General features: G+C 60.7%; 16 protein-coding genes. 8 read left to right on the top strand and 8 right to left on the bottom strand.

Annotation, left to right across the window (positions count from 1 at the left end; genetic code table 11):
* Positions 1-106 precede the first annotated feature (106 nt).
* Positions 107-1,030, bottom strand: coding sequence for an ADP-ribosylglycohydrolase family protein (locus tag ACXX81_RS09670; protein ID WP_458571575.1), 924 nt, complete (start codon positions 1,028-1,030; stop codon positions 107-109).
* A gap of 37 nt (positions 1,031-1,067) precedes the next feature.
* A complete protein-coding gene (souR, locus tag ACXX81_RS09665) occupies positions 1,068-2,051 on the bottom strand; it encodes a transcriptional regulator SouR (protein WP_322214571.1) in 984 nt (327 codons plus the stop codon).
* A 602-nt stretch (positions 2,052-2,653) separates the two neighbouring features.
* On the opposite strand from souR, the gene ACXX81_RS09660 reads away from it, so the two are divergent.
* From ACXX81_RS09660 to ACXX81_RS09640, 5 genes are all read left to right on the top strand, one after another.
* The gene (locus ACXX81_RS09660; protein ID WP_231421334.1) at positions 2,654-3,994 is read left to right on the top strand and encodes a sensor histidine kinase; all 1,341 of its coding nucleotides are present in this window, start codon (positions 2,654-2,656) and stop codon (positions 3,992-3,994) included.
* Positions 3,979-4,362, top strand: a complete 384-nt coding sequence (locus ACXX81_RS09655; protein WP_209982158.1) for a response regulator — start codon at positions 3,979-3,981, stop codon at positions 4,360-4,362. Before ACXX81_RS09660 ends, ACXX81_RS09655 begins: the two co-directional genes overlap by 16 nt.
* Positions 4,363-4,371: 9 nt before the next feature.
* The gene (locus ACXX81_RS09650) at positions 4,372-5,619 is read left to right on the top strand and encodes a two-component system response regulator (protein WP_458571574.1); all 1,248 of its coding nucleotides are present in this window, start codon (positions 4,372-4,374) and stop codon (positions 5,617-5,619) included.
* Between the two features lie 173 nt (positions 5,620-5,792).
* Positions 5,793-9,530, top strand: coding sequence for a DUF8038 domain-containing protein (locus ACXX81_RS09645; RefSeq protein WP_458571573.1), 3,738 nt, complete (start codon positions 5,793-5,795; stop codon positions 9,528-9,530).
* 95 nt (positions 9,531-9,625) lie between these two features.
* Positions 9,626-10,978 (top strand): cation:proton antiporter, encoded by a 1,353-nt coding sequence (locus tag ACXX81_RS09640; protein ID WP_209982165.1) that lies wholly within the window; start codon positions 9,626-9,628, stop codon positions 10,976-10,978.
* On the opposite strand, the gene ACXX81_RS09635 is transcribed toward ACXX81_RS09640, so the two are convergent.
* The 3 genes from ACXX81_RS09635 to ACXX81_RS09625 all read right to left on the bottom strand — a co-directional run bounded on the left by ACXX81_RS09635 (position 10,969) and on the right by ACXX81_RS09625 (position 11,988).
* Entirely contained in the window at positions 10,969-11,133 is a 165-nt protein-coding gene (locus tag ACXX81_RS09635; RefSeq protein WP_209982167.1) for a hypothetical protein, read from the bottom strand. The two genes, ACXX81_RS09640 and ACXX81_RS09635, sit on opposite strands and share 10 nt — an antisense overlap.
* A gap of 11 nt (positions 11,134-11,144) precedes the next feature.
* Entirely contained in the window at positions 11,145-11,357 is a 213-nt protein-coding gene (locus tag ACXX81_RS09630) for a hypothetical protein (protein WP_209982169.1), read from the bottom strand.
* A gap of 85 nt (positions 11,358-11,442) precedes the next feature.
* Positions 11,443-11,988 (bottom strand): hypothetical protein, encoded by a 546-nt coding sequence (locus ACXX81_RS09625; protein ID WP_209982171.1) that lies wholly within the window; start codon positions 11,986-11,988, stop codon positions 11,443-11,445.
* Positions 11,989-12,567: 579 nt separating this feature from the next.
* Here ACXX81_RS09625 and ACXX81_RS09620 point away from each other — a divergent pair.
* Together ACXX81_RS09620 and ACXX81_RS09615 are read left to right on the top strand one after the other, a co-directional pair.
* Positions 12,568-13,977: a circularly permuted type 2 ATP-grasp protein gene (locus ACXX81_RS09620; RefSeq protein ID WP_209982173.1), complete on the top strand. Its 1,410-nt coding sequence runs from the start codon at positions 12,568-12,570 to the stop codon at positions 13,975-13,977.
* A 2-nt stretch (positions 13,978-13,979) separates the two neighbouring features.
* The gene (locus ACXX81_RS09615) at positions 13,980-14,930 is read left to right on the top strand and encodes an alpha-E domain-containing protein (RefSeq protein ID WP_209982174.1); all 951 of its coding nucleotides are present in this window, start codon (positions 13,980-13,982) and stop codon (positions 14,928-14,930) included.
* 231 nt (positions 14,931-15,161) lie between these two features.
* Here the strand turns inward: ACXX81_RS09615 and ACXX81_RS09610 are convergent, their stop codons facing one another.
* Both ACXX81_RS09610 and ACXX81_RS09605 read right to left on the bottom strand, forming a co-directional pair.
* The gene (locus ACXX81_RS09610) at positions 15,162-17,429 is read right to left on the bottom strand and encodes an ATP-dependent DNA helicase (protein ID WP_458571572.1); all 2,268 of its coding nucleotides are present in this window, start codon (positions 17,427-17,429) and stop codon (positions 15,162-15,164) included.
* Complete coding sequence (locus ACXX81_RS09605) at positions 17,426-19,075, bottom strand: VRR-NUC domain-containing protein (RefSeq protein ID WP_458572574.1); 1,650 nt, start codon at positions 19,073-19,075, stop codon at positions 17,426-17,428. Before ACXX81_RS09605 ends, ACXX81_RS09610 begins: the two co-directional genes overlap by 4 nt.
* A gap of 186 nt (positions 19,076-19,261) precedes the next feature.
* Between ACXX81_RS09605 and ACXX81_RS09600 the strand changes: the two genes are divergently transcribed.
* Complete coding sequence (locus ACXX81_RS09600; RefSeq protein ID WP_057008775.1) at positions 19,262-19,486, top strand: YgdI/YgdR family lipoprotein; 225 nt, start codon at positions 19,262-19,264, stop codon at positions 19,484-19,486.
* Positions 19,487-19,655: 169 nt separating this feature from the next.
* Here the strand turns inward: ACXX81_RS09600 and ACXX81_RS09595 are convergent, their stop codons facing one another.
* Positions 19,656-21,080: a polyurethane esterase gene (locus tag ACXX81_RS09595; protein ID WP_458571571.1), complete on the bottom strand. Its 1,425-nt coding sequence runs from the start codon at positions 21,078-21,080 to the stop codon at positions 19,656-19,658.
* Between the last annotated feature and the right edge of the window lie 69 nt (positions 21,081-21,149).

The raw sequence follows: 21,149 nt of genomic DNA, 5'->3' as shown, positions 1-21,149 counted from the left end.
AAAACCATACCCCGTGCAGTGTCAGGTACACCGCGTTTTCCTTGATTGGGGGCGCTTCGCACCCCAACGCGGGGCAAGCCCGCTCGCCACAGAGGCCTCGGCCTGCTTAAAAGTCTTTGAGTCTAGAGGCGGCAGCCCTGAACAATGCCTCGGCAATGTGTTGAATCTCATCGCGCATCCACAGTTTTTCCATCCATCCGGAAGGAATGCCTTGAACTCCGTAGTGAGCGCCGGCCAATTGCCCAACGATGGCAGCGGTTGTATCGGCGTCATCGCCCAGATTTGCTGCTTCGAGTACCGCGTCGGCGAAACAATGGGTGTGATGGAAGCACCAGAATGCAGCCTCCAGGGAAGCCACTGCATAACCGGAACCCACAATGTCGTTACTCGACTTCGCTTGATATTCACTGCCTGCAATAGCCGACACTTTCGGTGCCGACAGGGAGAGATTGGGAAACCGAAGCACATCAGCTTTAGCAGCCCCACTCAATGCATTACTGATCGCTTCAGCCAGTAACAGACAACACTCAATCGCCTCCTGCGCCGCATGGGTGGTGCGAGAGCTGTCTGCCGTGAATGCGCGGACCTGCTGACGATCAGGAAAGTAAAACAGGGCCACAGGCGCCAAGCGCATCATTGAGCCATTGCCTGCGGAATATGGGTCCGTAGAGCCTGCAAATGGATTGCCATTTTTCTGGAAATCAGCCAACGCTTGACGAACCGTCATCCCAATATCAAAACATTCGCCTGTGGCGCTCAAATCCCCATGCGTCCACCATTTAAGGTAACGCGCCATCTGATCTGCCGCGTCAAACCCTCCACTCTGCAACAAGCTCTGCGCCAGGCAGAGTGCCATCGATGTATCGTCCGTCCATTGGCCAGGTTTGAGCTTGAAAGGCCCTCCGCCGACCATATCAACCACGGGCGCGAATGAGCCTCGGGGCATGAATTCGACCGTCGTCCCAACTGCGTCGCCACAGGCCAAGCCGAGCAAACTGCCACGATAGCGATCCAAAAGTGTTATAGCCATGCGTACTCCCTGAGCTAATTCCTCAACGACACACACCTTACTTCACCAACCGCTTCTCCTTGGAGGGGCGATATCCGAAATACGCGCTGTAACACTTGCTGAAATGACTCGGCGATACAAACCCGCACGCCACCAGCACATCCACCTGTGACAACTCGGTGTGCTGCAACAAGCGTCGCGCCTCGGTGACGCGCAGTTCCATGTAATAGCGCTGCGGCGTGGTGCCCAATTGCTCCTTGAACAGCCGTTCGAGCTGACGCCGGGAACGCCCGGCGTAAACGGCCAGTTGGTCGAGTTCGAGGGGTTCCTCAAGGTTGGCGTCCATCAACTTGACCACTTCGCGCAGGGGCGCGCTGACGCAGACGTTTTCGGTCGGTTTGATGCGCCGATAGCGTGACTCCTCGAACGCCAGAATATCTTCGATACCTTCAACCAGCGCCTTGCCATGCAGGCTCTTGATCCAGTCCAGCGCCATATGGAAGGCGCCCGAAGGGCTGGAGGCGGTGAGCCGGTCGCGGTCGATCACGAAGGGTTCGCTGGTGACCTGGGCCGCCTTGGACACTTCCGCAAGTGCCGGCCGGTGCTCCGGGTGGATTGCGCAGCGATAACCCTGCAACAACCCGGCGCGTCCCAGAAACCAGGAGCCATTCCACAACCCGGCGAGACTGATGCCTTGTTCGGCGGCGCTGCGCAGCAGATGGGTGAAGTCTTCGCTGGCCTTGAGCTCGGTGCGAAAGCCGCCGCAGATCACCAGCAGGTCCAGGTCATGCAACGCCGCCGCATCAAGCACAGCGTCGGGGCGAATCACCAGGCCCAGGTCACTGATGACTTCGCCCTCACCCCAGCCGAAGGTGCGCGAGGCGAACAACTCGGGGCGCAGCAGGTTGGCGGTAACCAGGGTATCGAGGGTCTGGGTGAATGCCGGCAGGGAAAAGTGTTCAAGCAACAGAAAGCCGACGCGAGCGACCGAGGCCAACTGCCCGGGATTTTCGTTGAGGTAACGCAGGTTCTTGCCTTTCATGCCGCCGCTGAATTGACGTCTTTCCATCGCAGGGTTGGCCCACTTTTATTGTTGATTGCGTGGGCGCCATCTTAGGGGCAAATCGGCTGGCTGTCTCAACCGGTGGGTAAACAGTCACCTCTTGCAAGCCCTTGCCTCATTCGACAAATCGCAATCTGATACGGTTTTATATTCGCCAGCTGCCTCTGTACCGAAAACGCCTGCAGAGGGACAATGGCGCCAACCCGACATTTCTGTCGCCCAACTTCTCGGAGGCTTCATGACCAAGATGGCACTTTTTCTGTTCGGTTTTCTGGTACTGACCATTGGTATCGGCCTACTGGCGACGATATCGCCGGTCTAAGGTTCATCGACCTCTGCCCCATGCGTGTCTTCGCTGTGCAAAAGTACGGCGCACAAAGCAGCTCCCCAAGCGTCATTCCATTCGATTGAGGGCGAAAGATTTCCAGCAAAGCGCTTTCGGCCATCAAAACGCCATAATCTCTGCTATTGTCCAAAGACCTCATCTCCTCATCATCGCCCCCAGGCGATCTTCTGTGGAGCATGCTCTGCGACATCGGCGTTTTCGGTGTCGGCCCTCAATAGCATGGAACGCCCAAGCGATGGATACACCGCCACCCACACCGTCGCAATCGCGCGCCGAAAAGATCGTCGAATTCAAACGTCAGAAAACCCTGCTCAAGACCGGCGCGCTGCAGGATGCCATTTTCAACAGCGCGTATTTCTCCAGTATCGCCACCGATGAAAAAGGCGTGATCCAGATCTTCAACGTCGGTGCCGAACGCATGCTCGGCTATGCCGCCGCCGACGTGGTCAACCGCATCACCCCTGCCGACATCTCTGACCCGGCCGAGCTGATCACTCGCGCCGCCGCGCTCAGCCTGGAGCTCGACACACCCATCACACCAGGGTTCGAGGCGCTGGTGTTCAAGGCCTCGCGGGGTATCGAAGACATTTACGAGCTGACGTATATCCGCAAGGATGGCAGTCGCTTGTCAGCCATGGTCTCGGTGACAGCGTTACGCAACCGCAATGACATGATCATCGGCTACCTGTTGATCGGCACCGACAACACCGCGCGCAAGCAGGAAGAAGCCGAGCGCAAAGGCTTCGAACGCGCCCTCGAAGAAAAGAACCTGGAGCTGGAACACGCCAGCCACATGAAGTCCGAATTCCTCGCCACCATGTCCCATGAGTTGCGCACGCCGTTGAACGCGGTGATCGGCTTTTCCGAAGCCCTCAAGGATGGGCTGGTGGGCGACATGAGCGACACCCAGCGTGAATACATCGGCGACATTTTTACCAGCGGCCAGCACTTGCTGTCGCTGATCAATGACATTCTCGACCTGTCCAAAGTCGAGGCCGGGATGATGGACCTGGAGCTGGAAGCCGTTGAACTGTCGGGCTTGCTCGCCAACAGTCTGTTGATCGTGCGCGAAAAAGCCGCGCTGCAGCGTATCCAGTTGAAACTCGACAGCCCGGACGACTTCGGCTGGCTCGAGCTGGACCTGCGCAAGACCAAACAGATCGTCTACAACCTGCTGGCCAACGCGGTCAAATTCAGCGAGCACGGCAGCTCGGTGACCCTGGCCGTGCGCGAAGTCAGCCGCGATCAGGTCGGTCTGGTGCCCGGCGACTGGCCAGTGCACAACTTTGCGTTGCCGCCCGGCTCGCACACACAGTTTCTCGAACTGAGCGTCAGCGATACCGGCATCGGTATCGCGAGGGACGACATGGGCAAGCTGTTCAAGGCCTTCAGCCAGATCGACAGCAGCCTGGCGCGCAAATTCGAAGGCACAGGTCTTGGCCTGGCGATGGTCAAGCAGTTGACCGACCTGCATGGCGGCAGCGTCGCCGTGGCCAGCCGCGAAGGCCTCGGTGCGCGCTTTGTGGTGTGGCTGCCGCTGCACCGGACTCTGGAGGCCACATGGCCGCAATCCTGATCGTCGAAGACAACGAAGCCAACATGCGCCTGGCCCGTCTGCTGCTGGTGAATGCCGGCCACAGCGTGTTGTGGGCCGCCGACGCCGAAAGCGGCCTGACCATGGCGCGCGAGCTACAACCGGCGCTGATTCTGATGGACATTCAACTGCCTGGCATGGACGGCCTGGCGGCAACACGCTTGCTCAAGCAAGACCCACATACCGCGCACATCCCGGTGATCGCCCTCACCGCCATGGCCATGAAAGAGGACCGGGAAAAAACCCGCCTGGCCGGCTGCGACGCCTATGTGATCAAACCCCTGCGCTACAAGGAGCTGTACCAGGTGATCGACACCCTGCTGAACCCGTCCATTACACCTCTAGCATGAGTCCTCTCCATGGCCAGCTCACCTGCAACGCTGTTGATCGTTGATGACGACGCTCATATACGCAAACTCCTGGAAACCCTGCTGCACCACGAGGGCTACCTGACCCTGAGCGCCGCCAGCGGTGAAGAGGCCTTGCACCTGATAGCCAGCACCCCGCCCGACCTGGTGTTGCTGGACGTCATGATGCCCGGCATGGACGGCTACGAAGTGGCCAGCCAGCTCAAGGGCAATCCCGTCACCGCGAATATCCCGATCATCATGCTCTCGGCGCTCAGCGAATCCGAGGCACGGGTCAACGGCCTGCAAAGCGGTGCCGAGGAGTTCATCACCAAGCCGGTGGAGCGCCTGGAGCTGTGGCTGCGGGTGCGCAATCTGCTGCGACTGAAGGCCCACAGCGATCAGCTCAGACAGCACAATCTGATGCTCGAACAGCAGTTGCTGAAACACACCAGTCCAAACGCGCAGATGAACGTGCATGACCTGGCCCGCCAGGACCTGGAATACGCCCTGCGTGCAGCGGTTGAACGCAATGAGTTCGCCCTGCACTACCAGCCCAAGGTCGAGCTGGCCAACGGCGAAGTCTGTGCCCTGGAGGCCTTGCTGCGCTGGGATCGGCCTGGCTATGGCCCGGTCTCACCTGCCGTGTTTGTTCCTGTACTGGAAGACCTTGGCCTGATCGTGCCGGTGGGCCGCTGGGTGATCGAGCGCGTCTGCCAACAGATCGCCACGTGGCAGCTCAACGGCATAGGCGCGGTGGAGGTGTCGGTCAACGTGTCCGGCCATCAATTGATTGAGGGTGACCTGATCGCCGATATCGAGCGCACCCTGGTCACCACCGGAGTGGAGGCACACTGGCTGGAGGTGGAGCTCACCGAGAGCTCACTGATGGAAAACACCGAGCACACCATCGCCGCCCTGCAACGCTTGCGCGCCATGGGGGTGAAAATCTCCATCGACGACTTCGGCACGGGCTACTCAAGCCTGGCGTACCTGCGACGGTTTCCCATCGATACGTTGAAGATCGATATCGCGTTCATCCGTGAGGTCACCACCAACCCGCAGGATGCGGCAATCACGCGCACCATCATCGAACTGGCCCACAGCCTGAACCTGCGGGTGGTCGCCGAGGGCGTCGAGACCCAGGCGCAGTTGACGTTCCTGAAAGAGGCCGGCTGCGACCAGATTCAGGGGTATCTGTTCAGCCGACCGTTGCCGGTGGAGACGCTGGAGCGGTTATTGCTGGATAGAATGAAGTAAGCCTACGCAGCCCGATCAGGTGAGCGGCCTCGTCACAGGAATGAGCTCGCCTGAAACCACGCATGGCTGAATCGAAACACAATGTCATCTAATGCACGATAGCGCGAGGGAATCAATAACGTGACCGGGGCGACAGAAGGTTAGTAGCCTCTCAGCCCAAACAAGGCCTCTTCATGCAACGTGTCTCCACTCTCACCCCAGCGTTCAATCAGCCATTACCTGCCCTGCCAACCGCCTCCGGGCAACCACTTTCCAGACAACAGCGCGACGCCCAGGCGCCACCCGAACCTGGCACTTCCCGCGCCGACGGCGACCGCGAACTGGCCATGCAATACCGCAACGCGCTCCTTGTTGCCGCCCAAAGCAGCACCACGCCCACCATCAATCACGTGCCGCCCCACTCCACCTTCGGCCAGTGGTGGGGCCAACTACGTGACGCGTTCCAGTCCACCGATGTGCGCCAGTGGATTCAAGACCACGGTATCAACCGCAGCTCGATCACGCTCGACCCACAGACGGGCGAAATCGCCTTCATGGTCAAGGGAAAACCGCACAAGGCAGGGCAAGACGATGCCCATTGGCGCGCAGTCAGCGGGCCCATTATCGAAGCTGCGCGTTTACTCGAAGTGGGAACCGCCTTCAAGCCACCTGTCACCCAGGTCGATGAACCGGTTCCGTGGTGGATCGTCGGACGTTTTTATCAAGAGCCCAACGGGTCGACACCGTTCGAAAGGCGTCAACGCGCGCAGACCATCGAGCGCGATCAGAACTTCAGGCCACTCGACCCGAACACACGCCGAGCGTTGATCAGCGCGCGTAGTGAAGATGCACTCTTCGAGCAGAAAGCAGCGCTGGCCGATATCCATACCCGCCACGTTGCCGCCTCCACGCTGCAATACGTGGCGAACACCGTGAAAAATGGCATCGACTATCACGGGCAGATTGAAAACGAGTTAAAGAAGCACGTTTATCTCTCTGAACACGCCTCCTACTATCCGGATAGAACCGGCAAAACGAACCGGGTCAGCCTTGTGAAATTGCTCAAGGACCACGGCTGGGACATTCCAACGAATCACCAGCAGTTAGAGAACCTGGCGACCGCACTGGCAACGCCTGCCCTCACCTCACCCATCCATGGCAACCTGGGGGGCGCACTGGCCTGGCCCGAACCCCTTGAGCAGGACAGACAGCGTCAACTCAAGCAGGTTATCCACTCAGCTCGACTCGGCACTGTGAGGGTATTTCACGATGACACCGTTCTCACTCATTTGCTGCGCGACAGGCCTGTTTCCCCGCAAGAGCTGCGCGATCCGCGGCGGCTGCTCAATGACTTGCTCAGGTCCCCCAAGGGCAAGGCATTGGGCGAAGCGCTTCAAGCCTTTTTTGAGCAGCTCGCCATCAAGGGCAGCCCCAGCGACTGGCTGCTGGCAGCCCTGAACCTGGAGAGCAGCAGCAACATCGAAGGCGTGACGACTCACTCCCCGCAGCCCCATATCGAGGGCTTCCCACTGGTCACCGCGCAAAACGCCGACAAGACACCCTCAATCATCGTCAAGGAGCTGGCTGAATACCTGCTCGCCAACGGCAACGCCGAATCCGCCGAGACGGCAACCATCAGGGCTCACCTGCAACTGGCCAGACTAGCGCCACAGTTTCTGGTCAACGACATCCCCAAACAAGTGAAAGTAGGTGCTCATAGCTGGGTCAGCTTCACCACAGCGGTTGCCCGTATCGAAGCGAAAGCACCTGGAACAACGGCAGGGATGAGCTATGCGCAGATCATGCTGCATGCCAGCGCTGCGCCGATTAACGATCACGAGCGTCAGGTCGAGTACGCCGCCCAGCAAGACGCGATCAAGGACTGGGCTGTTGCAAATGGCTTGGGCTATCCGGTAACCGAAAGCGCGTTGACCGAAGTGTGTAACGCATTCAACAACCAGATTGGCGAACTGCGCGAAGCCGCAGAAACGCAAGTCCCGCAAATGCCGACAGCCAGCGCCCTTGCCTTGGAGCAATTGAAAAAAGCGCTGCCGGACATGGACCCGAAACTGTTCGAAGCGAAATGCATTGAGCTCGAACCCTCCAACAAGGACTTCCCAGGCCCTTACTCGATACTGGATCTGTTTATCGATGGCCGCTTCCTGCGACAAGCGCCGGATGGAAATTTAACGGTTGGGCTGTCTTGGCTGAAATTCATACCCGGGGTGATATCAATACCGATTGGCGACGACTTTACTCGCGGCACCTGGAACGCGTTGTCAAAAGGAATCGACATCAAGGCGGTACTGGCAAAAATCAAGGATTTGCCCTCCCCGCGACAGCTTTTCGAAACGGCATTTACCGATTACGCCAACGCGGTGAAGAAGACGACTGCGGCGCAAATAAAAACCCTGGTTTCAAACCTGCCACTGGAAGACCGGCAGAATCTTGAGTTTGGAAAAATAACCGTCCGTACGGAAATCGACTACTGGCGAAACGATCATCCCCTACCCGTTGAAAAAGGCACTGTACTGGTCGAAACCGTGCGCAACGGTACATCTGTTACTTATGCAATCAATCGACTGAAGGGCACCATCACCCAACTACCAGGCAAGGTCTACAAGGAGCGCCAGCCCACCGACAGTTGGCATCCTTCCAAAGGAAAAAGATACGACGTCATAACGCCCGGTGGTGAGTATCCCTACAGACTGACGGATGAAAAAAAAGGTGAACACGGCACACCCTACAGCTACGCCAGTGACAGAACCCGCTACCTTGCCGAGGCTGTCATCGCAGACATGGAACTGCCTGCGATAAAGCGCTACGCCAAAGGTGCGACAACCTTTGAAACGCAAGTGCCCACTTACCGCATCATCGAAGAGATTGCGCTCAACCTGATCCCGTTCCGGTCGGCGATCAAGCATTTCATCGAGGGCAAAACGCTCGAAGGTTTCGTTGACCTGGCGTTCGATATCTTTGGCTTCGCGGTCGGCCTTGGCGCCACGGCCAAGGTCACGAAAGCCCTGTCAGTTGGAGCCTCGGCACTGTCCAAAATCGCCCGTGCGGGCAAGATCCTCGGCCGTGCAGCGGTAGGCACGCTCAATCCTCTGAGCGGTCTGGATGACCTGGCCCGGGGGGCTATCAACCTCGCTCGCCGGGGCGTTTCCCGCGCGGAAAAGCTACTGGCAGGGTTGACGAAAGTTGACGTGGCCGCACTGGCGAAAAAACCCAATATCGCCCAAGGCACACTCAAGGGGGTCAATGGCGCAAGTGATGTCGGGGCACTGGCGAAATTGGACGAAGCGACCGGTCAATGGCATGCCATCAACCCAGCCACGCAAAAACCCTTCGGGCCGCCGCTAGAGAACTTTCAGGCCAAGGTGATTTCCAGCGGTGAACTCTGCGAAAACATGAAGACGTTGTATAAAAAACTGGATAAGAGCACCCAACTGGACATTTGTTATGCGACTGCGTTACGCGCCGCCCAGGCCGACAGAAAGATCACTGACACGGCGTTCAAGGTGATCGTTCCCGAAGTACTCAATGGCGGATCACAGACCTATAACCGCATGATGCAAATCCGTCCGGACACTCTGAAAAGCAGCTTTAATGCAGCCGACATTACCGAATCAGGCATCGTTACCTTTGTCAGCCGGCGCGGCTATAACAAGGACAAAATCGTGCACGCCGCCTATATTCAAAAAGCCCCCGACGGCCAATTGTACCTCTACCACTCCAACTCTCTGTCGCTGGACCACGCCTTAGGTGGCACCAGGCTGAAGCCTGCCACCGCAGGCACGGCTAACGTCTATACGTTGGGTCGGGAACAGCAGGCCGGCATTCAACGTTTCATGGATGACGGCGGCGGCTACGACATGGTGTTCACGCCTTCCAGCACCCTGGAGTCCAGCATCAGGCGTCGCGCCGCCTGAGCCTGCCTCATCCCTCAAAGTGAATGGAATCACTTTGAACCCGCACCCGGGCGCGGCCCTCCAACCTGCATACACCACGGCCCGGAACGCGCTCGATGACATTCATTCTATGGTTGGCCGTACTCGGCGCCGTATTGCTCACCCTCGCCCTCACCTCTTCCTACCTGCGCTGGATGCCGGTGACCACCTCGGCGGTGTGCCTGTTGCTGGGCGTCGCGATTGGTCCGCTGGGGGTTGACCTGTTGCACCTGGACATCAAGGGTTCCGCGCGCTGGATGGAACACCTGACCGAAGTCGCCGTGCTGTTTTCGCTGTTTGTCAGCGGCCTCAAGCTGCGCCTTCCGCTCAGCCATCGCCTCTGGCGCACTGCGTTCGGCATGGCCGGGCCGGTGATGCTGCTGACCATCCTCGGCACCTGCCTGGCGCTGCATTACCTGCTGCAATTGTCGTGGGGTGTGTCATTGCTGGTGGGGGCAATCCTGGCACCCACCGACCCGGTGCTGGCCGGCCTGGTACAGGTCAACAATGCCCAGGACTACGACGCGCTGCGCTTTGGCCTCTCGGGCGAGGCCGGTTTGAACGACGGCACGGCCTTCCCCTTCGTGATCTTCAGCCTGCTGTTCATGCAGCATGGCGGTTTCGACGGCGACTGGCTCGGCGGCTGGGTTCTGAAGAATCTGATCTGGGCAGTGCCAGCCGGGTTGCTGGTGGGTTACTGGATGGGCCGGGGCATCGGCCGCGTCACCTTGTGGCTGCGCATCACCCACGACGACAGCACCCTGTCGCCCAATGACTACCTGACCCTGGCGCTGATCGCACTGGCCTACGTGGTCGCCGAAGCGATCGGTGGCTACGGTTTTCTGTCGGTGTTCGCTGCCGGGCTCGGCCTGCGCCAAGCCGAACTCAAATCCACCGGCAACGCCAGGACACCCGCCGAGCACCTGGCACTGCCCGTGGTCGGTCACCTGGAAGTGGAGCCGGAGCGTGCCCTGCAAGGCGACGTCAGTGAACTGGCCGATACGCAGATTGCGGCAGGCGTGATGATGGGCGACATGCTCTCGTTCGGCAGCCTGGTGGAACGCTCGATGGAAGTGTTTCTGGTGACCGTCTTGGGCATCGTGCTGGTCAGCCATTGGGACTGGCGCGCGCTGTTGGTGGCGGCATTGCTGTTTTGCGTGATTCGCCCGGTCAGCGTATTCGCCATGCCCTGGGGCAGCCTGGTCGACCGCCAGCAACGCGGCCTGATGGGTTGGTTCGGGATTCGCGGCATCGGCAGCATCTACTACCTGTTCTACGCCCTCAACCATGGGCTGATCGGCACCAGCAGCGCCGTGGCGGTGAACCTTACCGTATCGGTGATTGCCCTGAGCATCGTCGTGCATGGCCTGAGTACCCAGCCAATGCTGGCATGGTATGAACGACGAGCCAGGGCGAAGGGTCAGTCCTGACGCTCAGTATTGCCGACGTCTGCCGCGTCATCCAGATCGTTGAGAGGCACAGTGGCATCCTCCTTGAGCGGCGCGGTGGCATCGTCCATCAACGAGCCCGGGTCTTCGTTGCCCGGATCGTTGGGGTCGTCTTCCAGGTCGAGTTCTTTTGACATGACGTTCTCCTCTAGCCGCCCTGAGTATCGATATCGGCATCGGTTTCAGGTTTGTGCTCGGGCTCGGGTTCGAAATCCGGGCTGAACTCGTTCTCCTTTGCCTTGGGGTCGCTGGCAGCCGCTGGATCCTTGGGCGCATTGACAGCGCTGCCTGGGGCCGGCTCGCCGCCATCGATGGCCGGGTCGTTACGGTTGCTGGTTTGCGGGTCGTCGCTGGTGTTCATGGGGCACCTCTTCGCAGGTCTGAGGGAAATCTGTACTGCGTAAAACTAAGGCGCCGCGCCGACGAGCGAAGTTCCTTCCGAGTGCTCAGCGGATCGGATTGTCGACCTGGATATAGAACGCATAAATGCCCAGCACCAACCAGAACACCATGAACAGCCAGGGTGCACGCATGGAGAACAACAGCGACTTGCGATAGCCCTTGTGGGAGGACTCCATTTCGGAAAACAGCGGCGACTCATCGTAGGCCATGCCCATCACCGGCTCGCTGCGCAGCAGTTCGCTCTGCTTATAGTGCCAGTGGTCGATGATTTCATACGCCGCGCGAATACCGGGCCAGGCATTCAGCGAACTCAAAATACCCAGCGCCACCAGGAACACCGGCACCACCAGGGTAAACAGCTTGCCCCACTCCGGATTGAGGTTGCCCATGCCGGAGACGAAGGCGATCACCAGGAATGACTGCGCGGTGAGGTAGGCATCGGTGCGGTTGGCGAGGATGGTGGTTTCGTACTGGATTTCTCGGCGGTAGAAGTCCAGCCGGTCCTTGGGCGAACCGAAGATCTTGGCGTTGTGCTCGCTGTGGTCGGTCAGGGCCGATTCCGGGGTATCGGGCGAGATGATGGTTGGCACGACGGTACTCCGCAGATTGTCGAATGCCAATTAGAAGAATCGAGCGTGGGCGAAGTTCAAGTTAGTTACGCACCATTAAAGAGCACTGCGCGAGCGATCTGAGGTGGAACGCCCTATCGTGGCGAACGGGGCACCGTGGCGAGCGGGCTTGCCCTAATGCCGTTCAGTTAAGGAAAATTTGTGGGCTTATTGTGGCGAGCGGGCTTGCCCCGCGTTGGGGTGCGAAGCGCCCCCAATCGAGCAAAACGCGGTGTCCCTGATACGGCTCAGCGCCTGGTTTTGGGGCTGCTGCGCAGCCCAACGCAGGACAAGCCTGCTCGCCACAGGGAATCTGCGCTTAAAGGGCGAGCCCGCTCGCCACAAGTAATCGGCGCCTGAAGGCCATTTCGGCACATGCATTGCTTAACCCTTTCATCTGCCCGTAAACAGGAGCAAGCGTTACCCCCCGACCCAGAGCCCCCCCACCAGAAAGAAAGGACCAGGCCTGTTGGCACCCTGCGCCACGGGCTCATATAAAAAATGCGTTTTTAAAAGCGGCAGTGCCACCCATGCACCCCTGGGCACTGACAAGGTATCGGAATGGCTCGATCTTTCTTTGACGAAATGAATGACGCGAACGGCGAGTGCCGTGCGCATTACCAGGATTTCTCGCGCTGGCTGGCCAATACGCCGCCGGAACTGCTGGCCCAGCGTCGCCGCGAGGCAGATTTGCTGTTTCACCGCGCCGGGATCACGTTCACCCTGTACGGCGATGAACAGGACACCGAGCGCCTGATCCCCTTCGACATCATCCCGCGCAGCATTCCCGCCAGCGAGTGGAGCGTGATCGAGCGCGGCTGTATCCAGCGCGTCAATGCACTGAACATGTTCCTCGCCGACATCTACCACGACCAGCGCATCATCAAGGCCGGCATCATTCCGGCGGAACAGGTGCTGGGCAACGAAGGCTATCAAAAGGCAATGGTCGGGCTGGACCTGCACCGCGGCATCTACTCGCACATCTCCGGCGTCGACCTGGTGCGCGACGGCGACGGCACCTACTACGTGCTCGAAGACAACCTGCGCACCCCCAGCGGCGTGAGCTACATGCTCGAAGACCGCAAGATGATGATGCGCCTGTTCCCCGAAGTGTTCGCCAGACAGCGCATCGCGCCGGTGGACCACTACCCCAACCTGCTGCTCAAGACCCTCAAGAGTTCCAGCCGCCTCGACAACCCGAATGTGGTGGTGCTGACCCCTGGCCGCTTCAACAGTGCGTTTTTCGAGCATGCCTTTCTGGCGCGGGAAATGGGCGTGGAACTGGTGGAAGGCGCCGACTTGTTCGTGCACGACCTCAAGGTATTCATGCGCACCACCGACGGGCCCAAGGCCGTCGACGTGATTTACCGCCGCATCGACGACGCGTTCCTCGACCCGCAGGCGTTCAACGCCGAATCCATGCTCGGCGTGCCCGGCCTGGTGGCCGCCTATTGCGCGGGCAACGTGGTGCTGGCCAACGCCATCGGTACCGGCGTGGCCGACGACAAGTCGATCTACCCCTACGTGCCGGCGATGATCAAGTTTTACCTGGACGAAGAACCGATCCTGCAGAACGTGCCGACCTTCCAGTGCCGCAAGCCTGATGAACTGTCCCACGTGCTGGCCAACCTCGGCGAGCTGGTGGTCAAGGAAACCCAGGGTTCCGGCGGCTACGGCATGCTGGTGGGCCCCGCGTCCACGGCCGCCGAGATCGAGGACTTCCGCCAACGCATCAAGGCGCGCCCCCATGCCTACATCGCCCAGCCGACCCTGAGCCTGTCCACCTGCCCCACGTTCGTCGAAAACGGCATTGCGCCCCGGCACATCGACTTGCGCCCCTTTGTCCTCTCGGGCAAGGAAACCCGTCTGGTGCCCGGTGGTCTCACGCGGGTGGCGCTGCGTGAAGGCTCGCTGATCGTCAACTCGTCGCAGGGCGGCGGAACCAAGGACACCTGGGTGGTGGAGGACTGAATATGCTGAGTAGAACCGCCGCAGATCTGTACTGGATGTCACGTTACCTGGAGCGCGCCGAAAACCTGGCACGCATGCTCGAAGTCAGTTACTCGTTGTCGCTGATGCCCCAGGCCGGGCGCAGTGACGGGCTGGACGAACTGGCCATGTCGCTGCTCAGCAGCGGCACCCTGGAAAATTACCTGGAGCGCCACCAGACCCTGGACGCCGAACGCATGCTGCACTTCTTCGCCCTCGACGAAGAAAACCCGGCCAGCATCTACAACTGCCTGCGCGCCGCACGCGGCAATGCCCACGCGGTACGCGGGCGCATCACCGCCGACATGTGGGAAAACCTCAACGCCACCTGGCTGGAAATGCGCAGCATCGCCGCCGGCGGCCTCGCACGACATGGCATCAGCCACTTCTGCGACTGGGTCAAGCAGCGCTCGCACCTGTTTCGCGGCGCCACCTCGGGCACCATCATGCGCAATGACGCCTACCGCTTCATCCGCCTGGGCACCTTTGTCGAACGCGCCGACAACACCCTGCGCCTGCTGGATGCGCGCTACGAGATGTTCGGCGAAGAGTCCGAAGAAGTCAGCGACCTGTCGGCACGCGGCTACTACCAGTGGAGCGCCCTGCTGCGCGCATTGTCGTCCTTCGAGGCGTATACCGAGCTGTACCCGAATGCCCTCAACGCGCGCTCGGTGTCCGAACTGCTGCTGTTGCGCAGCGACGTTCCACGCTCGTTGCACGCCTGTATCGAGGAACTGAGCCAGATCCTCGCTGACCTGCCCGGCAGCTACGGCCGCACCGCGCAACGCCTGGCGGCGGAGTTCGAGGCGCGGCTGCGCTACACCGGCATCGACGAGATTCTGGAGGACGGCCTGCATATGCGCTTGATCGAGTTCATCGACACCGTGCGCGAACTGGCCCGATCCATCCAAAGTTCCTACCTGGAAGTGGTCTGAAAGGGAGCCTGCGCAACGCTCTGTGGCAAGCGGGCTGTTGTGTCGAGCGGGCTTATTGTGGCGAGCGGGCTTGCCCCGCGTTGGGGTGCGCAGCGCCCCCAATCAAGCAAAACGCGGTGTACCTGATACGGCTCAGCGCCTGGCTTTGGGGCTGCTGCGCAGCCCAACGCAGGACAAGCCTGCTCGCCACAATAAGCCCACTCACCAGAGGAATGTGGCTGCCTGAAACCATCAGACCCCGTTGGCGTGCACGGCCCACCACCTGGGCAACAACTGCCGCACCCGCGCCTCGCCAAAGCGGTCGTCGATCAGCATCACCACGCCCCGGTCCTGCTGGCTGCGAATCACCCTGCCCGCCGCCTGCACCACCTTCTGAATGCCGGGATACAAATAGGTGTAGTCATACCCGGCGCCGAAGATCGCGCCCATGCGCAGCTTCATCTGCTCATTGACCGGGTTCAACTGGGGCAGGCCCAGTGTCGCCACAAACGCGCCGATCAAGCGCGCGCCGGGCAGGTCGATGCCTTCGCCGAATGCGCCGCCCAGCACGGCAAAGCCAATGCCCTGGCTGTGCTGCGTGAACTGGTCGAGAAACCCCTGGCGCTCGGCCTCGGCCATGCCGCGCGATTGCAGCCACAGGGCAATCTGCGGGTGCCGTTCGGCCATCAGTTGGGCGACCTGTTGCAGGTAATCGAAGCTTGAAAAAAACGCCAGATAGTTACCCGGTTGCGCGGTGAACTGCCGCGCAATCAACTCGACGATGGGTGCCAGCGACGCCTGGCGATGCACGAAGCGCGTGGAGATACGCTCGACAATGTGCACCTGCAACTGCTCCGCCTTGAACGGCGACTCGACATCCACCCAGGCCGTGTCCGCCGGCAGGCCCAACAGGTCGGCGTAGTAATGCCGTGGGCTCAGGGTCGCGGAAAACAGCACGCTGCTGCGCGCGGCGGTAAGCCTGGGGCCAATGAATTGGGCGGGCACCACATTGCGCAGGCACAAGGTTGAGCTGCTGCGCTTGCCGTTGAGCTGACGTTTGCTGATATCGAAGATGAAGTGTTCGTTGAACAGCTCCGCCACCTTGGCAAATTGCAGCGCCTCGAAATAGAAGGCCTGCAGGTCACCGCTGAGGGCCTCGGGACGCTCGTTGAAGTAGTCGCCCAGCGCGCCGACGCACAGGCTCAACGCCTGCAACAGTTTTTCCGGCCGAGCACCGTAGGCCTGATACGGCGCGACCTGGTCCTTGTGCAGCGCATTCCATTCACGGTTGAGGCGCTGCAAGGGTTTCTTCAAGGACTCCGGCGCCGTGTCGCGCAAGGTCTTGAGTGTGTACTGGTCGAGGCTCGCGCTGTACATCGCGCGCGCCCGTTCGACCAGGTTGTGGGCTTCGTCGACCAGCACGGCGGCCCGCCATTGGTTGAGCTGGGCCAGGCCGAACAACATGGCGGCAAAGTCGAAATAGTAGTTGTAGTCGGCGACGACCAGGTCGCTCCAGCGCGCCATTTCCTGGCTCAGGTAATAAGGGCACACGTCATGGGCCAGGGCCACTTCGCGCAGGCTGCGTTGATCGAGCAGGCGCACCCTGGACGCGGCGGCGCGGGCGGCGGGCAGGCGATCATAAAAGCCTTTGGCCAACGGGCACGATTCGCCGTGGCAGGCCTTGTCCAGGTGCTCGCAGGCCTTGTCTCGCGCCACCAGCTCCAGCACCCGCAGCGGTAACTCCGGGTGGCTGTCGTACAAGACCTGCGCGGCATCCAGAGCCAGCTTGCGCCCGGGCGTCTTGGCGGTAAGGAAGAACAGCGTGTCCAGTTGCTGGGGCCCCAGGGCCTTGAGCAGCGGGAAAATCGTGCCGACGGTCTTGCCGATGCCGGTCGGCGCCTGGGCCATCAGGCAGCGGCCGGTGCTCACTGCCTTGTACACCGTCTCGGCCAATACGCGCTGGCCGGGGCGAAACGCGGCATGGGGGAAGGCCAGGGTTTGCGCCGCCTGATTACGGGCTTCGCGGTGCTGCATTTGCAGGCGCGCCCAGTCGAGGAACAGCGCACAGTGCTGATTGAAGAACGCTTCGAGTTGCGCCGCCTGGAAGGGCTGGCTAAGCAGGGTCTCGCCCTCGCCGACGATATCGAAATACACCAGCGCCAGGTTGATCTCGCTCAGCCCGAGCTTCTGGCACATCAACCAGCCGTACACCTTGACCTGCGCCCAATGCAGCAGCCGGTGATTGGCAGGCTGGGCACCGAGGTCGCCACGGTAGGTCTTCACCTCTTCCAGGCGATTGCTGTCGGGGTCGTAGCCGTCCGCCCTGCCCCGCACCTTGAGCTGCTGGTACTCGCCCTCAAGGGCCACTTCGTGCTGGTAATGCGCGCTGCGCCGGGACGCCACCGTGCGATGGCCGATGATGCCTTCCTGGGCGCTGGGCGATGGGGTAAAACGCAGGTCGAGGTCGCCGACCTTGGCGGTGAACTCACACAGCGCCCGCACAGCCACGCTGTAGCTCAAGCGGGCTGCTCCGCCCAGCGCACGTAGCAGACGGTGACCGGCATCTGGTACTCGCCGCAGAATTCCAGCCAGCGCAATTGATTGTCCTGCAAGCGGTCGCCGGGGCCCTTGACCTCGATCATGCGGTAGGTCTTCTGCGCCGGCCAGAACTGGATCAGGTCCGGCATCCCGGCACGGTTGGCGCGAATATCCAGCAGCAGGCGTTCGAACCAGTAGCGCAGGTGCTCGGCGGGCAGGCAGGTCAGCGCCTGTTCGAGCAACTCGTCGCTGAGCAGGTTCCAGAACACGAACGGTGACTGGATGCCCCATTTCTCCACATAGCGCTGGCGGATACTGGTTTTGTAGCGCTCATCCTGCAATTGCTCGAAACACGCGGCGAACAGCGGCGCACGGCGCTGATGGAAGTCTTCGCTGTGCAAGTCCGCAGGCCCGCGCTGGAACGGGTGAAAAAACGACCCCGGCAGCGGCGCGAAAATCACCTCCCAACACAACAGGCCGAACAGTGAGTTGATCAGCCCGTTTTCCACGTAATGCACCGGTGCGTCAGGCTCACTGAGGTGCGCCTGCACGCAGTACTCCACCGACATCACCGGCGTCGGCACCGCCAGCGCCAGGTCCAGGCGCGTGACTGGCCGCGGCCGGGCCTTGGGCAGCGCCGGCTCGCCCAGCTTGCGGCGCAGGCGCGGCAGCACCCGCAGCAGGTGTTGCTGCTCGGCCGCGCTGTGCGGTGCCTGCTGCGCCAGACACGCCAGGGCCATGGCCTGGGCGTAGGCCTCCTGGCGTTCCAGCACGCGGATCAGCCGCGCGCGGGCGCCGGGGTGGCTGCATGCCCGGTAAATCTGCTCGGCCAGCGCCAGTTCGGCGCTGCGCTCGCACAGCTGGCCGATCTGCAACAGCAGCTTGGCGCGGCGCTTTTCCAGCCAGGGGTTGTCGGTTTTCAGCGTGGCAATCTGCTCCAGCACCTCATCCACGGCTTCGCCCGTCTCGAAAGCCTGCTGGCACTGGTGCAAAAACAAGTAGCCGTGCACGTCATCGCGGCTGCGCAGGCCCCGGGATTCAGTGCAGAAGGCAACTTTTTCATAGGTATGAATGCCCAGGTCGGCGAGCACGAACTCAGACCAGTCCTGGTGCAGGTTGCCGAAGAACATCAGGCGCAGGCGGTCGCACAACTGCATCACGGTGAGGCTGTAGAGCGTATCGGGCAGCGCCGGGCACCACTGGGCGAAACTGCGGCTGTCGGGGAACTGCGCGGCCAGCTGTTCCAGCCAGTCGGCCTTGTTGCCTCTGGGGTGTTCGATCCAGGGTTTGAACGCCGCGAGCAGTTCGCTTTTTTGCAGCACGCTGAACAGCACCTCAAACTCCAGCGGGCTCTGATCCTCCACCCAGCCCAGCCCGAGCAACGGCGCCGCCGCCGCATGGGGGCAACCGATCTCCAGATAATTGAGCTTACCCGCGCGAAAATGCACACCCTTGCGCATCACCATGCGCACCAATAACGCCTGGGACGGCTGCGGCAACCTGTCAAATTGCTGAATGAAATGCTCTTCGTCGGCGTCGAGCAAATCGGCATAGCGTTGCCCCAGCCAATGCAGCACTTGGCGGAAGTTGTGCAGGTAATACAGGGGATCGTCGAGGGGATTGGCCATGGCGCAAGCAATCAAATACTGGTTATGCATACAGAGTGCCGTTGCCCAGGTCTTGTTGCAATCGGTAATAGATAAATGGCGCACGCAACTTTTTGTATAAAAGTGATCAGATAGGGGAATCGATGGCGTACCATTTATGGCCCGCAGCCAGCAGCTGCGGGACTTTTCAGAGTGAAGGTAAGGGTTATGAACATGAAGAATTTGGGTCTGCCGCTGGTTGCACTCACTTTTCTGCTGCTGGCCGGTTGCGCCACGCAAACGGTCGTCACGCTGCAAAACGGCACGCAATACCTGACCAAGGACGCCCCCAACGCCAAGACGGCCGACGGCTTCTATGAGTTCACCGATATTGCCGGCAAGCGCATCCGCATCAAGGCCGATGACGTGGCCACGGTGCGCAAGGAAGACTAGCGTCTAAGCGATCCTGTGGGAGGGGGCTTGCTCCCGATAGCGGTGTATCAGTCAGCCCATCTGTTGCTGACCCGCCGCTATCGGGAGCAAGCCCCCTCCCACCTTTGGTCTTCATTGTTTCAAGCAGTGCGTTCAAAGCCCCTCACACCGTTTCGAACGCATTCAGTCCTTAGCTGATGACTATTCCCTCCCCCGACAAACTCGCCACCCCCACCAGCGTCACCGAATCCCCACCAAAGCTGAGCACCGTATCCGCGCCAACCACTCTGGCGTGATCGCGGTAATCCGTGCTGCCCTGCACGCCGCTGAACACCAGCGTGTCGGTAGGCTGATAGCCGATCACCCGGTCATGGCCGAACTGCCCGCTGAACAGAAAGGTGTTGTGCCCGCTGTGGTCGCGGAGGGTGTCGTTGCCTTTGCCCCCCTCGATAAAGTCGGCGCCCGTGCCGCCCTGGATAAGGTCATTGCCGTCGCTGCCAAGGATGAACGTGTTGCCCTTGTGCGGCTCGGCATTGCGGTTGAGGTCCTGCACCCAGGTGTTGGCCCGCGCCGGGTCCGACAGGTTGGCGACGATCACCGTGGCGTCGCGCGTCATCTGCTCGTAGAAGCCGGACTCCAGGATGCGTGTCATGCCGTCGCCATAACCGCTGGGCAAATGAGCGAACCAGGTGGGCAGGTTGGCGATGGAAAACGGCAGCACATTCCACAGCGTCGAGGCGTAGTGGTCATTGAAGTTGACGATATTGTCGGTGGTCGACTCATGGGGCTTATCGTGCACGCCCAGGGACGCGAAGTTGACCGATGAACCGTCCAGCGCACGGAACACCGGGTCGTTCTCAAAGCCGATATTGAGCACCTTGTCGCCGGCGCTCTGGGTCGGCGAAGCGTAGGCCACGTAGTGGGCGTCCTTGTAGAAACCTGACCATTTATTGCCACTCAGGTCGGCCATACTGTTGACCGCCAGCCCGCCCAGGCTGTGCCCGCTGACCAGCACGTCGTTACCGCTCAGGCCGTGGGCGCCGGCATAGTCAGCGACGTTCTTGAGCAAGCCGCCAAAGGCTTCGCCCGCGTAGTTTTTTGCATAATCCCTGGGGCCCAGCGCGGCCAGCAGGTCGCTGATCAGGTCGCCGATGGAGTCGCTGATCAGGTTTTCCCGTGGGCCGGAGGTGCCGCGAAAACCGATGCCGATTTCCAGCAATTTGCCGGCATCGTCGTACTTGCCCAGCACCTCGACCTGCGCCGTGGTGTAGCCGGCCTTTTCGCCAAAGAACGTGCCCCGGGCGTCGACCTTGCCGGCGTAGCCCAGGGCGGCGGCGCTGATCGGCGTCCAGCCGGCTTTTTGCACCGCGTCCAGCGCCGCTTTTTCCGAGTCCGGATTCCACGGGATACCCGGAATCACCCCCTGGGAATCAGTGCTGCCAAGCAAGGCGCCCACCAGCGTGGCGGGCAAGCCGAGGCCCAGCCCATTGTGCTGATAGCCCACGGCAAAGCCGTTGTCCAGGTTGTGATACGTGTACAGCGTGATCGCCATGGCATCGGCGAACAATGCTTTGGAGCCCTCGGTGCCGAGGTTTTTATAGTCAAAGATACCCATCGCTCGTGCCTCTCTTTTGTTGATGTTGTCGAGAAAGCCAATCGATCGTTCCCGCGTCGCGCGCGGGAA

The organism is Pseudomonas sp. GNP013, from assembly GCF_054343995.1.
Note: the sequence above shows the minus strand (reverse complement) of the source record. Positions and strands in the feature narration are given on the sequence as shown.